Raw genomic sequence first — 14,697 nt, 5'->3', positions numbered from 1 at the left:
GGCGGGGGAGATAAATGGAAATATTATCAACTGGAGAGAAGATTAAAAGAATTAGAATATATCATGGAGTAACTTTAAAAGAATTATGTGGAGACAAGGTATCTGTATCTAAAATGAGCTGTATTGAAAATGGGAAAATAAAAGCTGATAAAGATATTTTGGAATATGTCTCTAAAAAACTTAATATAGATTATGATTATTTGGTAAGTGATGTTAAGGAGCAATTAATTTCTAATTTAGAATTTATTAAGAAAAATGCAATAGAAGAAAAGGAAGATGCTTTAAAAAACAATATTAATTATGCTTTGGAATATTCTTATGAAGATTTAGCTTTTGAATTTACCCATATATTATTCAATTATTATATCGAAAAAGGTAAGGTTGAAAATATACACTCTATAATATCACAATATTATGATTTATATCAAAAAAATAATTCTTTAGATAATACTATTACTTATTACATTGATATGGCTGAATTCTTTTATAGTACTGAAGAGTATAGTGAAGCAATTAATTATTATAGTAGAATAAAACCATTACTTAAGGAGAAAGAAGAGTTAGATGAAAATGTGTATTCCTATATTTGCTATAAGGAAGGAATGTCTTATTTAAATAGTGATAATTTAGATAAGGCTTATGATTCTTTAAAGGAAGCTATAAATTATATTGATAGTATTAAAGATGATAATAAAAAAGGGGATTTATATCAGGCTTTTGCAAGAATCAATATACTTCTTGATAATGAAGAAAAAGAAACATATATTAAGCTTTCGTATTCTTATAAGGAAGGCAATAAAATGGCTTTAGCAATTGCTAAAGGTGAAAATGGAAAATGTTTTTTTGCTATAAAGGAACAAGAAAGAGGATTAAGAGAAATAAAAGAGGGGATAGAGTTATTTCCAAAGGAAAGTAAAATTGAATATGTTAAGTTTTTAAATAATTGTGTTAAAACACTATATGATAATGAAGAATATGAATATGCATTTGAGATAATAGATATAGCTTTAAATTATGCAATTGAACTTGATGATATTGTACAAATAGAAAAAGCTTATTATTTAAAGGGAATGATACTTCAAAAGCATGAAATGTATACTCAGGCGGAGATTTATATGAATTTGTCTTTAGATTCCTTGCTTAAATTTGCTAATAATGAGCAGAAATATGAAAGATATTTAGATATGGCTGAAATGTACTATAAGTTAGGAGAAACTAGAGAATCCTTAAAATATTTTGGACTAGCTATAAAAATAAAAGAATTTAATTAGAAGGTACAAGTTAAAGAATTATATAAATTTACCCCTAGGTGATAATAGTTTATTTATACTATATCCCCTAGGGGTAATTATTATATTAATTTCTATTGAACATTGATGAAAATATATTAAAGATAGAAAATCTATAAAATATTCTAGGAGAAAAGAATAGTCCTCTCATAATAACAACTCCTTATAAATTAATTTCTTAATTAAATTATATAGATATAAGGAATTGAAAGCATTGATTTAAAGGTTTAATTTAAGGTACAGTTAAGGGGTTTATTAATATTGTTTAAAAGCAAAAATATATTAATTATCAAAATATATTAATTATAAGTACATTTCTTCTATAACATAACTCCAAACTCCACACTCCAAACTATACACTCCACACTCCAAACTGTTCTTATCTTGCTTTTTTAATATATATTAATTTTGCGGAATAACCCTTTAATTCAGTAATAATATTTAAAATCGGACTTTTCTTTGAATATTTAAATTCTATCTTTGGGAAGGAAGCCTTGTGTAAAATCTCTTTTTCTTCTTTATTTAATCTATCTGGAGAACCCATAGATAGCCAATAATTATAGGATGAACCTACTCTTTCGCTTACTTCGTAAGTAATAATCCTTGAATTAGTTTTTATGTTTTGTATATTTAGAGATATACGCTTTTTATAGATATTTTTAGTACCTCTTTTTTTAAAAATATCATCATAATCCTTAAGTTCATTAATATCTTCATTATAGGAATATAAAAGTATGCAGTAACCATCTTCATCTTTTGTCACTATACAGCCATCTTCTATTAAAACTATTTTTTCTCCAAGCTTACTTAAAAAATAATAGGCATAGTAAGATGGTTTTCTTATATTCATATCATTAACAATACCAGGGGCTCCTATAAAGACTTCATTTGTTAAGCTAGTTTCTTTTTCTAGTACATCATAGGCCCTTAAAAAGTTTAATGAATTTTTTTGAAAAATAGTATTGTGTATGATAAACGGAAGCATATATATTGTATCGTATATTTTATTTAAGCTTTTGTCGGATACAAAGTCATTTTCAATAATTTTAATATTATAATTTGAACTTATAAAATCAATTAAGGACTTTTTTATTTCTTTAGATATTAGATTTGTAAATTGAAATTTAAAGTTTGAAATATCTATATAATCAATTTCGTTAAAATATTCTAAAAAGCTTTGGATAACCTGAATATATTTTTTTAAAGTGAAATTTGGATTATCGATTAATATTAATGGATATAAATCTATAGAATCAAGAAATTCTATAACACTTTTAGCCTTATTCCAGTTATAAAAATCTGACTTTGGGAAAACTCCCATATCATTACAAAACATATTATTAAGTCTTGCATAGCTGAAGTGAAGTTCTTCCTGTATTTCTTCAAGAATATCTTTATTATCTTCTAATAATAAGTCAAAGGCATCTTCTAAGTTGATAATTTCCCTATATTCAGTATCAAATGTTCCTACGCTGTTATCCATATTAATATCAATAGTCCATATTTTATTTTCATAATTAAATCTGTCATAATCTTCTAAATCATTAGAAAGTCGATCTAAAGCATCTTTCAAATCAAAAACTTTAAATTTTTTAGCTTCTTCAAATTCTTTCTCAGTTAGTTTATATTTTTTTCTAAATTGAAGAGGAGTACAATTATAGTATATTTTAAAATTTTTATTTAGGTATCTAACATGGGAAAAACCCACTTCATCTGAAATATCAGATATGCTTAAATCAGTGTCTAAAAGTAATTTTACTGATTCTTCAACTCTGGTTAAGTTAACTAGATCTGTAAAGCTATAACCAGTTGCATATTTGATTTCATGGGATAAATAATCAGGACTTAAAAATTCTTTTTTAGCAATATCTTGCAGTGTAATATTTGTATCATAATTATTAAAAATATATTTAGAAATTCTATGATATCTTGCAAGCTGTTCTGTTTTTTCTTTTAATTCTTCTTTTTCATAAGTAAGATAATGGAAATTATTAATTAGGTGATAAAGAAGCTCTACTAAAATACTTTCCACTTCTTCATCATAATCTTCAATTTTTTGAACTATTTCACACAAAAGTTTAGATAATAGTTCCTTAAGAATTAAATATTCTTCTCCTTCTTGAGGACCATCATCTGTAGATCCTGTATAAAAGAAAACATTATAAATATCTTTATAGTATTTTTCAAAAAAATATGGATCTATAAAAAATAGTAAAACTTCATTGTCTGTATCGCTGGAAATGCTATGAGCTTCATCTATATTAATAATTTCAATTTCCCTTTCGTATAGTTCAAAGGAATCTGTATCAATATTTACAGAAATCTTTCCTTTGAGCACATAAATAATTTGAATAGAATTATGCCAATGAATAGGATAATTTTTTATATTTAAATAAGATATTTTAATAGGAAGATCATCAGGATAGTTTATATATTCTCTTCTCATATATCTTCTCCTTTTCTTAGTGCAGGCTTTACATAGAAAGAGCACTTTTTTACTATTATATCCTATAAAAATGAAATGTAAAATATGAGAAAATACTCTTTGACTTTCTTTGACTTTTGTATTATTATAAAAATATAGGATAAAATATAATTGATTTCATTTATAGGGGTGAGAAAATGAATATAGATAAGATGACAATCAGAGTTCAGCAAGCATTAAATGAAGCAAGTCAAATTGCTGTTAGGAATAATCATCAACAAGTTGAATTAATACATTTGTTCACTGCTTTAGTAGAACAGGAAGATGGCTTAATACCTAATATATTAACAAAAATGGAGGTTAACCTAAAAGGACTTGAGTTTGATCTAAAGGAAGTATTAAATAAAATGCCAAAGGTTCTTGGAGAAGGAGCAAATTCTTCAGGGGTTTATGCAACAAGAGAAATACAAGAAATATTAGTAAAAGCAGAAGATATAGCAAAGAGATTTGAAGATGCTTATATAAGCGTTGAACATGTTATGCTGGCAATAATTAATATTAATAAAAATGTAGAAATAAGAAGGATATTAGATAAGTATAATATAACAGAAAAGAACTTTATGAATGCCTTAAAGGAGATAAGGGGAAATCAAAGAGTTGAAACTCAAGATCCAGAAGGAACTTACGATGCTTTAAATAAATATGGAACTAATCTTACAGACTTAGCTAGAAAGCATAAGTTAGATCCTGTTATAGGAAGAGATGAGGAGATAAGGAGAACTATTAGAATTTTATCTAGAAGAACAAAAAATAATCCAGTGCTGATAGGAGAACCTGGGGTAGGTAAAACAGCAATAGTAGAAGGATTAGCTTATAGAATAATTAAGGGAGATGTACCAGAAGGATTAAAAGATAAAACTATTTTTTCTTTAGATATGGGATCCTTAATAGCTGGAGCTAAGTATAGGGGAGAATTTGAAGAAAGATTAAAGGCTGTTTTAAAAGAAGTAAAAAGCAGTGAAGGAAAAATAATATTATTTATAGATGAAATTCATACCATAGTTGGTGCTGGTAAAACAGATGGAGCAATGGATGCAGGTAATTTAATTAAACCTCTTTTAGCAAGAGGAGAATTACATTGTATAGGCGCTACAACTTTTGATGAATATAGGAAATACATAGAAAAAGATAAGGCATTAGAAAGAAGATTTCAGCCTGTTATAGTTGATGAACCATCAATTGAGGATGCAATTTCAATTTTAAGAGGCTTAAAGGAAAAATTTGAAATTCATCATGGAATTAGAATTCATGATTCAGCCCTAGTAGCTGCTGTAAAATTATCAAATAGATATATACAAGATAGATATTTACCAGATAAGGCAATAGATTTAGTAGATGAAGCTGGTTCAATGATAAGAACAGAGATAGATTCTCTTCCAACAGAGTTAGATGATATAAGAAGAAGACTATTCCAATTAGAAATAGAGAAAGAAGCCTTAAGCAAGGAACATGACGAAGCTTCGATTAAAAAATTAAATGCTTTAGAAAAGGATATAGCAGAGTTAAAAGCTAAAAATGATGAGTTAACTGCTAAGTTTGAAAGAGAAAAACAATCAATTTTAGCACTAAAAGAATTAAAGGAGAAATTAGATGATGCTAAGGGAGAATTAGAGGCTGCACAAAGAAATTATAATTATAATAGGGCGGCTGAAATTCAATATAGTTTAATACCGCAATTAGAAAATGAAATAAAAGCCAAGGAAAAAGAAGTAAAGGAAAATTATGAAGGAGCTTTATTAAAGGAAGAAGTTACTGAAGAAGAAATTTCACTTGTATTATCTAAATGGACTGGTATTCCTGTATCTAATTTATTAGAAGGGGAAAGAGAAAAACTTTTAAAACTAGAAGGAGAAATGAAAAAAAGAGTAATTGGCCAAGAAGAAGCAATAACTTCAGTTGCAAATGCTATTTTAAGAGCTAGGGCTGGTTTAAAGGCTGTAAATAGGCCGATAGGATCCTTTATATTCTTAGGGCCAACAGGAGTTGGTAAGACAGAGCTTGCCAAAACTTTAGCAAGAAATCTATTCGATACAGAAGAAAATATAATAAGAATAGATATGTCTGAATATATGGAAAAACATTCAGTTTCTAGATTAGTTGGAGCTCCTCCAGGATATGTTGGATATGATGAAGGAGGACAATTAACAGAAGCTGTTAGAAGAAAACCATATAGTGTTATTCTATTTGATGAAATAGAAAAAGCCCATGATGATGTATTTAATATTTTCCTGCAAATTTTAGATGATGGTCGTCTAACTGATAATAAAGGTAAGACTGTAGATTTTAAAAACACTATAATTATTATGACTTCCAATATCGGAAGCAGCAGCCTTCTAGAAAATAAAGGCGAGGATAGTATTGATGAAGAAATAAGAAATAGAGTAATGAATGAAATGAAATTAAGATTTAAACCAGAATTTTTAAATAGAGTAGACGATATTATAATGTTTAAGCCTTTAACAGAAAATGGTATTAAGAAAATTATCGATATTTTCCTAGAGGAAGTTTCAGAAAGGCTTAAGGATAGGAATATTAGCTTAAAAGTTACTGAAGAAGCTAAAAGTTTAATGGCTAGAGAAGGGTATGATCCTGTATACGGAGCAAGACCATTAAGAAGATATATTCAGAATACAATTGAAAACTCTTTAGCAAGAAAAATAATAAAGGGAGAAATAGGTTATGGATCTAATGTGATTATTGACCTTGAAAGTGAAGAATTTATCATAAAGGAAGAGTAGTTTATAGATAACAATAATCACAATTTAAAATTGAAAAGGAGCTGTGTAAACAGCTCCTCTTTTTATATATTCAGTTTTTCTATTTTTTTGCTATTTCTACTCAGAAACATTTTTACTCAGTAGTTTTTCTACCTAGTTGTTCCTTTGTAGTTTTCTATCATTTTTTTAACCATTTCGCCGCCAACGCTTCCGCATTGTCTAGCAGTTAAGTCTCCACTATATTCTCCGAATTGTACTCCAAATTCAGAAGCAACTTGATTTTTTAAATTTTGTAGAGTTGGATTCTTTTTATTTTTTGTTGCCATAATTAATTCCTCCTTTAAACTTTAGAAGCTTTGGCTTTAGTTAGTTTATTGATTTTTTCCTGTGTAAGATTCTATCATTCTCTTAACCATTTCGCCGCCAACGCTTCCGCATTGTCTAGCAGTTAAGTCTCCGTTGTATTCTCCGAATTGTACTCCAAATTCAGAAGAAACTTGGTTTTTTAAATTTTGAAGTCCCGGATTTTTTTTGTTTCTGTTTGCCATTTTTAATTCCTCCTTTACTTGCTTCATATGAAGCTTGTATATTGTTTTGCAAAGTCAAGTTTTACTTTGCACTAATAGATTATGTATTTTTACACATAATAAACTATTAAAATAAAGCCATAATAGGAAAAAGAGTTAATAAGATGAATAAAATGGTACAAACTATAAAAGGTTGTTTGAAAAAAATTCAAACAACCTAGAATTCTAAATTTATTTATTTCTTTTTTGCATTTTAAAAACTGAAATTACAACTGCTGTACAAATTAGTGCAGATAATATAGCTTCTGCTAGTCCATTGGTAGTTACTATTGATAATAAAGCTAAAGCAACACTGCTTCTCGAACTAGAAGTTATGGTTCCATTAGCAATTAGAATATCGGAATAACTTTTAAAATATAATAGATATATTGAACCAAGTACACCTACTGTATTTGTTAAGGAACCAATAATAGAAGCTATTCCAATAGATAGCTTTAAATTCTTTAATTTTGTCTTTAAGAAATTATAAGTATAATAAGCTGTGATAGCTATAAATACTCTTGGTAGTATTGAAACTATTGGATTATAGAAAAATGGAGACATTACTGTTGGTGCTGTTATATTTTGATAAATAGAAAACAGACCAAAAATAAATCCAATTGAAGCTCCAACAACAGGACCTTCGATTATAGCTCCAATAATTACAGGTAAATGAAGTATTGTTAACTTAAATAGTGGAAGAGGTATAAAACCAAGTCCAGTTAATCCTAAAAAAATACTTATACCTGATAGCATAGAAATAACTACCATTTTTCTTATGTGTTCGCGAGAATTTCCTAATCCCCTTTCATTTAACATAACAATCCCTCCGTTCTCATTCCATAATGGATATAATTCGGCAAAAAAGAAATATTTTACTTTGGTTCGGTTTCATAAGAATACCGACCGTTCTTTTTTTATTTTATCATATAAGATAGAACTGTAAAGATAAAAATACTTACCAAAAATAAGTTCTAATAATTAAAATTTTCAAAAAATTATAAGTTGAAATACTTGTAATATTATTCTATTTATTATAGTATATATATAACAAATAGAAAGGAGATTGTTATGTTAGAAATTAAAAATTTTTCAAAATCATATAAGAATGGAAAAAAGGCTGTAGATAATATTTCTATAAAATTAAATAAGGGTGAGATATTTGCATTTATTGGTCATAATGGAGCTGGGAAAACTACCACGATAAAGGCTATAGTAGGAATTTTAGAGTTTGAAGAGGGAGAAATACTTATAGATGGAGTTTCAATTAAGGATGATCCGATAGGATGTAAAAGAAAAATTGCTTATATACCTGATAATCCTGATATTTATAATTATCTTACAGGAATTCAATATTTAAATTTTATAGCTGATATTTATGAAGTTTCAAGGGAAGAACGTGAAAGATTAATTAAATTTTATGCAGAAAAATTTGAAATATTACCTGCTTTAGGGGATTTAATTTCATCTTATTCCCATGGTATGAAGCAAAAATTAGTCTTAATATCAGCATTAATTCATAAACCAAAGTTATTAATATTAGATGAGCCCTTTGTTGGATTAGATCCAAAGGCATCTCATTTATTAAAGGAAGAAATGAAGAAATTGTGTAAGGAAGGAACTGCAATATTCTTTTCAACTCATGTATTAGAGGTAGCGGAAAAAATTTGTGATAAGGTAGCTATAATTAAGACTGGAAAAATAGTAGCAGAAGGAAAAATGGATGAGGTAAAGGGAAATAGTTCATTAGAAGATATTTTTATGGAGTTGATAGATAATGAATAAATTATATATATTATTTAAAACAACTTTTATTAATTCTACAGGAATTAATAAATTATTAAAAGAGAAATCAAAAAAGGAAAGATTTAGAAGTATATCAATTTTTATTTTAATACTAATTTCCTTTTTATCATTAGCTTTTTCTGCTTCAATTAATTCTTATTTTATGGCTGATGCTTTAAAGGCTGTAGGAATGTTAGATTTGCAGATAACAATGTCTTTTATTCTTAGTGTTATTATTATTATTTTTACTTCAATATATAAGGCTCAAGGTTTACTTTTTTCTTCTAAGGATTATTATTTGCTTATGAGTATGCCTATAAAGCCTAATATTATTTTAATAACTAAAATGCTTAATTTGTTAATTATGAATTATTTTGTATTGATATTCACTTTTCTACCTCAGGCTATTGTATATTTTATTAAGGCAGAAAATTCAAGTTTATATTTTCTTTATTTAGCTGTAGTGTTTATATTTCTTCCTTTAATACCGATAGTGTTATCTTCAATAATAGCATTTTTAATTTCTTTTATATCTTCAAGGCTGAAATATAAAAACCTTATTATAAATTTTGGGTCAATATTATTAATTATTTTAATTTCTTTTTATAGTGGAGATTTAATTCAAAAGATTATATTAAGTAGTAAATCAATATCAGAGGGAATTTCTAAAATATATCCACCATTAATTTATGCTACTAGAGCACTAACAGTTTTAAATATAAAGGATTTAGCAATTTTTATTGGAATTTCAATAGTTGCATTTTCAATCTTTATAGTAATCTTTAGTAGAAGTTTTAAAGAAATAAACTTAAGATTAGAAGAAACATATAGAAGATCAGATTATAAATTAGGAAAAATAACTAGTTCTTCTAAAACAGCCGCATTATTGAAAAAGGAAGCAAGAAGATATTTTTCAACACCAATTTATCTTTTAAATACAATAATAGGCCCAATTTTATTATTAATTGCTGCCATAGCAACAATTATTTTTGGAAAAGAAGCAATTTATACTATAGCAGAACTTGAATTTAGTGATCAACTGATACCTTTATTTATCGCAGCAATTGTATGTGGATCCTTATCAATGTCCTGCACTAGCAGTTCATCAATTTCTTTAGAAGGAAAGAATTTATGGATATTAAAGTCAACACCAATTGTTGAGAAGGAAATTTTTAAAGGAAAAATAGCATTAAATATATTATTAATATTGCCTGCTGCTTTAATAAGTAATTTAATTTTTTATATTTCCTTAAAATTTTCACTTGCAAATTTAATATTTTTATTAATAATAACTATCATTTATTCTTTTGTGACAGCAATACTTGGACTTATAGTGAATTTATATTTTCCTAAATTAGAATGGACATCGGAAACTACAGTAGTAAAACAAAGTACTAGTGTTTTTGTACAAATGCTTTTATCAGCATTTATTGTTGCAGTACCAATATTTGTATTTATAAAAGGAAATATTACTAATATTAATTTATTTATGATATTAGTTGTAATTTATTTGCTAATAGTACTTAGTGTATTATTGATAATTCTAAATACAGTAGGAGTAAAATTATTTAAAAAAATATAGTATTTTGCGAAAGTAATTTTATTAGTGTAAAGTTCACAGTTCATAGTTGAGGAAATAATTTAGTCTTAACTATGAACTGTGCCCTTGTATAATGAAAAAAGGGAGGTGTTTAAATTTGATTTTAAAAATAGACTTTCACTCAGAAACTCCAATATATGTGCAAATTAAAAATCAGGTAATTGAGGGAATTGCAAAAGGAGAAATTGAATTAGGAGAAGAACTTCCTTCCGTTAGGTCATTAGCAGAAGATATTGGAGTTAATATGCATACAGTAAATAAATCCTATAATATTCTTAAAGAGGAAGGTTATATTAAAATTGATAGAAGAAAAGGAGCAATAGTATCATTAAATTTAGATATATCAACAGAAAAGTTTAATAATGAATTTAATGAAAATCTATATTTTTATATTGCACAATGTATTAATAGAAATATAAGTATTGAGGAAGTGAAAAAGAAGATAGATAATATTTATGAGGAATTTATAAATAAGGAGAATAAATAATATGGATATGATAATTATTTATATTGTAATGGTATTTCTAAGCATAATATCTTTCTTTCAAGGTTTATTTGTTAATAAATTTTCTAACAATGGAATAATATTTGGAGTAAGAGTTCCTGAAGAATTTAAAAATGATGAAGATATTAAAAAATTAGAAAAGGAATATAAAAAAATATATATATTATCAATTTTACCAACTATATTTATTATTAACTTTTTGTTATATTTATATTTTAAAGTATATATTTTTATTTCATTAATCTTATTTTTGATAGTTTTAACCAATTTACCCTTACTTATTTTTTGGAAAAGAATGTTAGATCTAAAGAAAGAAAAAAAGTGGGATAAGTTAGGGAAAAATATAGTAGTGGTGGATACTTCTATAAGAAAGCCCAAGAATAAAAAGGAACTAAGGGGAATAAAAAATAGAGATTTTTTATTTTTAATAATATTACCTATTATTACATTAGTTATAACTTTTCTTTCCTATGATATTATACCTGAAGTTTTTCCTACACATTATAATGGAGAAGGAATTCCAGATAGTTTTGTAGTAAAAAGTAGTTTTTCTGGATTTATTTATTTAATATTACTTCCAATAATTCAAGTTTTAATGATATTACTTTTTATGGTAATCAATAAATTTGCTATTAATGGTAAAACAGATATTAATAGTGGAAGTATAAGTGAAATAAGGGAACAAAGAAAGATATTCAAAAAATATAATTCAATATTTTTATTTATTATTGCCCTGAAAATCATTGTTTTATTTTCTTTTATTCAGTTATGTACAATTTACGCTTGGAATATAAATATCATTAGTGGAGTGCTATTATCTATTATATTTGTAACCCTAATAATTTTTTCTATAGTAAGTTACAAAATTGGTCAAGGCGGAAAAAATATTAAAGTTAGTAATAATGAAAAAGAAATTTATAGAGATGACGATAAGTACTGGATATTAGGAAATTTTTATTATAATAAGAATGATCCTAGTATATTCATAGAAAAGAGAATAGGTATTGGATGGGATGTAAATTTAGGTAATCCTATAGGCATGGCAATAATGGTAGCTCCTTTATTAATAATATTTATTTTAATAATAGTAATGGCTATATTAGGAATTTAATAAGAAAAGTATATTGAAAATATTTATATTCTATAGGAATAAGTATTAGTTAGAAATTAAGGGGGAAGAATATATGGAGTATTATACTACTAATATTGAAAATTTTATATTAAGAAAAGCTGAAGAAAAGGATATAGGTTTAGTATATTTATTGATTAAGGAAATGGCTGAATATGAACAACTTCTTCATGAAGTTGTTGGAACAGAGGAAATTTTGAGAAAATCTATTTTTGAGAAAAAAAGAGCAGAAATTCTTATTCCTGAATATAATGGCCTAGCTGTTGGCTATGTGGTATTCTTTTATAATTTTTCAACCTTTAATTGTGCTCCAGGACTTTATATAGAAGATATTTTTATAAAAAAGGAATTTAGAAGTAGAGGTTTTGGAAGAGAAATTTTTAAGGTTTTAGGAAAAATTGCCAAAGAAGAAAATTGTCAAAGAATTGAATGGACTTGTCTTGATTGGAATGAAGCAGCAAGAAATTTTTATGCATCAATGGGAGCTATAAGAATGGAAGAATGGACAAATTACAGGCTTTCAGGAGAAGTCTTAGAAAAATTGAAGAATGAAGATTTTTAAGGTAAAATTAGTTAAAGTAGGAGGGATGTATTTTGGATTTTTTAAAGCTTGCAAAAGAGAGATATTCTGTTAGAAAGTTTAGTGATAAGAAAGTGGAAAAGGAAAAGTTAGACATGATTTTAGAGGCAGGAAGACTTGCACCAACTGCTGTAAATTTTCAGCCTCAAAGAATTCTTGTTATTAATAGTGAAGAGAATTTAGAAAAACTAAAATTATGTACTAGATATCATTTTGATGCTCCTTTGGCTTTATTAATTTGTTATGATTCTACAGTAAGTTGGAAGAGGTCTTATGATAAGAAGGAAATGGGAGAAGTAGATGCAAGTATTGTAACAACCCATATGATGCTCCAAGCTGCTGAATTAGGATTAGGAACAACTTGGGTAGGACACTTTGATCCAGAAGCTATAAAGGAGAAATTTGAATTACCAGAATACCTTGTTCCAGTAGCAATTCTTCCAATGGGATATCCAAGTGAAGATTCTAAGCCAAATCCACTTCATGAAAAACGCTATGAAATTAATAAAACAGTTTATTATAATTCTTTTGAAGGAATAATTACTGGTAAAAACTAATTACTTTTACAATTAATGGTTGATAATTGTTTATCAAAAAAATATAATATAATTTATTTTATAGCTTTATTTGAAAAATAACAAGGTTAGGAGAAAAGAGAAATGTACATAATAAATTTTATAAGAGGTTTTTGTATGGCTATGGCAGATAGTGTTCCAGGGGTATCTGGAGGTACTATAGCTTTTATACTAGGATTTTATGATAAATTTATTAATTCTTTAAATTCGTTAATGTCTATAAGCAGCACTAAAGAAAATAAAAAAGAAGCAATAAAATTTTTAATTAAAATAGGAATTGGATGGGTTATAGGATTTCTACTATCTGTACTATTCATTGCTTCAGTTTTTGAAACTCACATTTATAAAATAAGTTCCTTATTTATTGGTTTTATATTATTTTCAATTCCTATAGTTTTTAAAGAAGAAAAGAATAATATAATAGGAAAATATAAAAATATAATTTTTACTATACTTGGAATAATAGTTGTAGCTGCAATTGCTTACTTTAATCCAACAAGTAATAAGGGTGGAATGGATTTATCTATAAGTAACTTAAATATTGGATTAGCAATATATACTTTTGTTTGTGGAGCAATTGCAATATGCGCTATGGTTTTACCAGGAATTTCAGGATCAACTTTATTATTAATTTTTGGTCTTTATGGACCTATAATTGCTGCTATTAAAGAATTTATATCTTTAGATTTTAGTTATATGCCTATTTTAGTTGTCTTTGCTTTAGGTATCATTACAGGAATAGTATCAACAATAAGATTATTAAAGTATGTTTTAGAAAAGCATAGGTCAAAAACAATATACGCTATTTTGGGTTTGATGATTGGTTCTATTTATCCAGTAATTATGGGACCAACTACTATTTCAGTGCCATTAGATCCCATGAATTTTAGCAATTTTAGTATTTTATTTTTTTTAATAGGCGGGGCCTTGATATTTGGACTTGAAAAATTAAAAGAAAGATTAGAAAAGAAAAATAATTAAAGAAAAAGGTGTTTCAAATTATTGTTTTGGAACACCTTTTTATATTTACTTTTCTTTATTTTTCTTTACCCCTTTAGTTCCAGAACTGTTTTCTTTTTTACGATTTTTTCCTTGATTTGTAGAAGAATCATCATGTTTTCCCATAGTTTTATTCCTCCTATGTTGTTATAAATTAAAAAAATTATTACTTTATTATTATTTTTATTAAACTAAATTTTATGTGAGGAACTTTATGACAAAAATAATTTTATAAAATACTACAATAAATATTAAGATAATATTACAAATAGAAAATTCAAGATTTCTTGCAGATTTATAACTTGATAAAAAATAAGATTAAATATAAAATTAAAATGAAATATATGATTGTGTAAAGTAAATATGAAAAAATAGCGTAGCTACATGTATAATTACACAATATTGTTCAGTTTTTCTTTAAAATTTAAAAAAATTGATTTAGAAAGCTTGTTTTAAACAAAAAATGG

The 14,697-nt window shown here is 26.2% G+C and carries 13 protein-coding genes; 9 read left to right on the top strand and 4 right to left on the bottom strand.

Translation table 11 applies throughout. From position 1 onward, the window contains the following. Positions 1-14 precede the first annotated feature (14 nt). A complete protein-coding gene (locus KQI16_RS07880; protein ID WP_216433380.1) occupies positions 15-1,271 on the top strand; it encodes a helix-turn-helix domain-containing protein in 1,257 nt (418 codons plus the stop codon). A 397-nt stretch (positions 1,272-1,668) separates the two neighbouring features. Here KQI16_RS07880 and KQI16_RS07875 read toward each other — a convergent pair whose 3' ends face one another. Further along, positions 1,669-3,735 (bottom strand): helix-turn-helix domain-containing protein, encoded by a 2,067-nt coding sequence (locus tag KQI16_RS07875; protein WP_216433379.1) that lies wholly within the window; start codon positions 3,733-3,735, stop codon positions 1,669-1,671. Positions 3,736-3,911: 176 nt separating this feature from the next. Here KQI16_RS07875 and clpB point away from each other — a divergent pair, with 176 nt between their 5' ends. Next, positions 3,912-6,512, top strand: coding sequence for an ATP-dependent chaperone ClpB (gene clpB, locus KQI16_RS07870; protein WP_216433377.1), 2,601 nt, complete (start codon positions 3,912-3,914; stop codon positions 6,510-6,512). A gap of 128 nt (positions 6,513-6,640) precedes the next feature. Here clpB and KQI16_RS07865 read toward each other — a convergent pair whose 3' ends face one another. The 3 genes from KQI16_RS07865 to KQI16_RS07855 form a co-directional block, all read right to left on the bottom strand. Then, positions 6,641-6,817, bottom strand: a complete 177-nt coding sequence (locus KQI16_RS07865) for an alpha/beta-type small acid-soluble spore protein (RefSeq protein ID WP_216433376.1) — start codon at positions 6,815-6,817, stop codon at positions 6,641-6,643. Between the two features lie 45 nt (positions 6,818-6,862). After that, a complete protein-coding gene (locus KQI16_RS07860; protein ID WP_216433374.1) occupies positions 6,863-7,039 on the bottom strand; it encodes an alpha/beta-type small acid-soluble spore protein in 177 nt (58 codons plus the stop codon). Positions 7,040-7,249: 210 nt separating this feature from the next. After that, entirely contained in the window at positions 7,250-7,876 is a 627-nt protein-coding gene (locus KQI16_RS07855) for an ECF transporter S component (RefSeq protein WP_216433372.1), read from the bottom strand. A 252-nt stretch (positions 7,877-8,128) separates the two neighbouring features. Between KQI16_RS07855 and KQI16_RS07850 the strand changes: the two genes are divergently transcribed. From KQI16_RS07850 to KQI16_RS07820, 7 genes are all read left to right on the top strand, one after another. After that, positions 8,129-8,842 carry an ABC transporter ATP-binding protein gene (locus KQI16_RS07850; RefSeq protein WP_216433369.1) on the top strand — a complete coding sequence of 238 codons (714 nt, stop codon included), beginning with the start codon at positions 8,129-8,131 and terminating at the stop codon, positions 8,840-8,842. After that, positions 8,835-10,424 (top strand): putative ABC transporter permease subunit, encoded by a 1,590-nt coding sequence (locus KQI16_RS07845; protein WP_216433367.1) that lies wholly within the window; start codon positions 8,835-8,837, stop codon positions 10,422-10,424. The genes KQI16_RS07850 and KQI16_RS07845 overlap by 8 nt, the downstream gene beginning before the upstream one ends. 115 nt (positions 10,425-10,539) lie before the next feature. Beyond that, complete coding sequence (locus tag KQI16_RS07840; RefSeq protein WP_216433365.1) at positions 10,540-10,929, top strand: GntR family transcriptional regulator; 390 nt, start codon at positions 10,540-10,542, stop codon at positions 10,927-10,929. Position 10,930: 1 nt separating this feature from the next. After that, positions 10,931-12,058, top strand: coding sequence for a DUF1648 domain-containing protein (locus KQI16_RS07835; RefSeq protein WP_216433363.1), 1,128 nt, complete (start codon positions 10,931-10,933; stop codon positions 12,056-12,058). Positions 12,059-12,131: 73 nt separating this feature from the next. Next, complete coding sequence (locus tag KQI16_RS07830; RefSeq protein WP_216433362.1) at positions 12,132-12,638, top strand: GNAT family N-acetyltransferase; 507 nt, start codon at positions 12,132-12,134, stop codon at positions 12,636-12,638. Positions 12,639-12,670: 32 nt separating this feature from the next. Next, a complete protein-coding gene (locus tag KQI16_RS07825) occupies positions 12,671-13,213 on the top strand; it encodes a nitroreductase family protein (RefSeq protein ID WP_216433360.1) in 543 nt (180 codons plus the stop codon). Positions 13,214-13,315: 102 nt separating this feature from the next. Next, positions 13,316-14,212 carry a DUF368 domain-containing protein gene (locus KQI16_RS07820; protein ID WP_216433358.1) on the top strand — a complete coding sequence of 299 codons (897 nt, stop codon included), beginning with the start codon at positions 13,316-13,318 and terminating at the stop codon, positions 14,210-14,212. Positions 14,213-14,697: the final 485 nt, after the last annotated feature.

This window comes from Caproiciproducens sp. MSJ-32, from assembly GCF_018918055.1.
In the GTDB taxonomy this organism is placed as follows: Bacteria; Bacillota; Clostridia; order Clostridiales; family Clostridiaceae; genus Clostridium.
This window is presented reverse-complemented; position numbering and strand designations above follow the sequence as displayed.

Coding starts and splice junctions, on each gene's coding strand:
- KQI16_RS07880 (WP_216433380.1), top strand. CDS start 15: ATGGAAATATTATCAACTGGAGAGAAGATTAAAAGAATTAGAATATAT.
- KQI16_RS07875 (WP_216433379.1), bottom strand. CDS start 3,735: ATGAGAAGAGAATATATAAACTATCCTGATGATCTTCCTATTAAAATA.
- clpB (WP_216433377.1), top strand. CDS start 3,912: ATGAATATAGATAAGATGACAATCAGAGTTCAGCAAGCATTAAATGAA.
- KQI16_RS07865 (WP_216433376.1), bottom strand. CDS start 6,817: ATGGCAACAAAAAATAAAAAGAATCCAACTCTACAAAATTTAAAAAAT.
- KQI16_RS07860 (WP_216433374.1), bottom strand. CDS start 7,039: ATGGCAAACAGAAACAAAAAAAATCCGGGACTTCAAAATTTAAAAAAC.
- KQI16_RS07855 (WP_216433372.1), bottom strand. CDS start 7,876: ATGTTAAATGAAAGGGGATTAGGAAATTCTCGCGAACACATAAGAAAA.
- KQI16_RS07850 (WP_216433369.1), top strand. CDS start 8,129: ATGTTAGAAATTAAAAATTTTTCAAAATCATATAAGAATGGAAAAAAG.
- KQI16_RS07845 (WP_216433367.1), top strand. CDS start 8,835: ATGAATAAATTATATATATTATTTAAAACAACTTTTATTAATTCTACA.
- KQI16_RS07835 (WP_216433363.1), top strand. CDS start 10,931: ATGGATATGATAATTATTTATATTGTAATGGTATTTCTAAGCATAATA.
- KQI16_RS07830 (WP_216433362.1), top strand. CDS start 12,132: ATGGAGTATTATACTACTAATATTGAAAATTTTATATTAAGAAAAGCT.
- KQI16_RS07820 (WP_216433358.1), top strand. CDS start 13,316: ATGTACATAATAAATTTTATAAGAGGTTTTTGTATGGCTATGGCAGAT.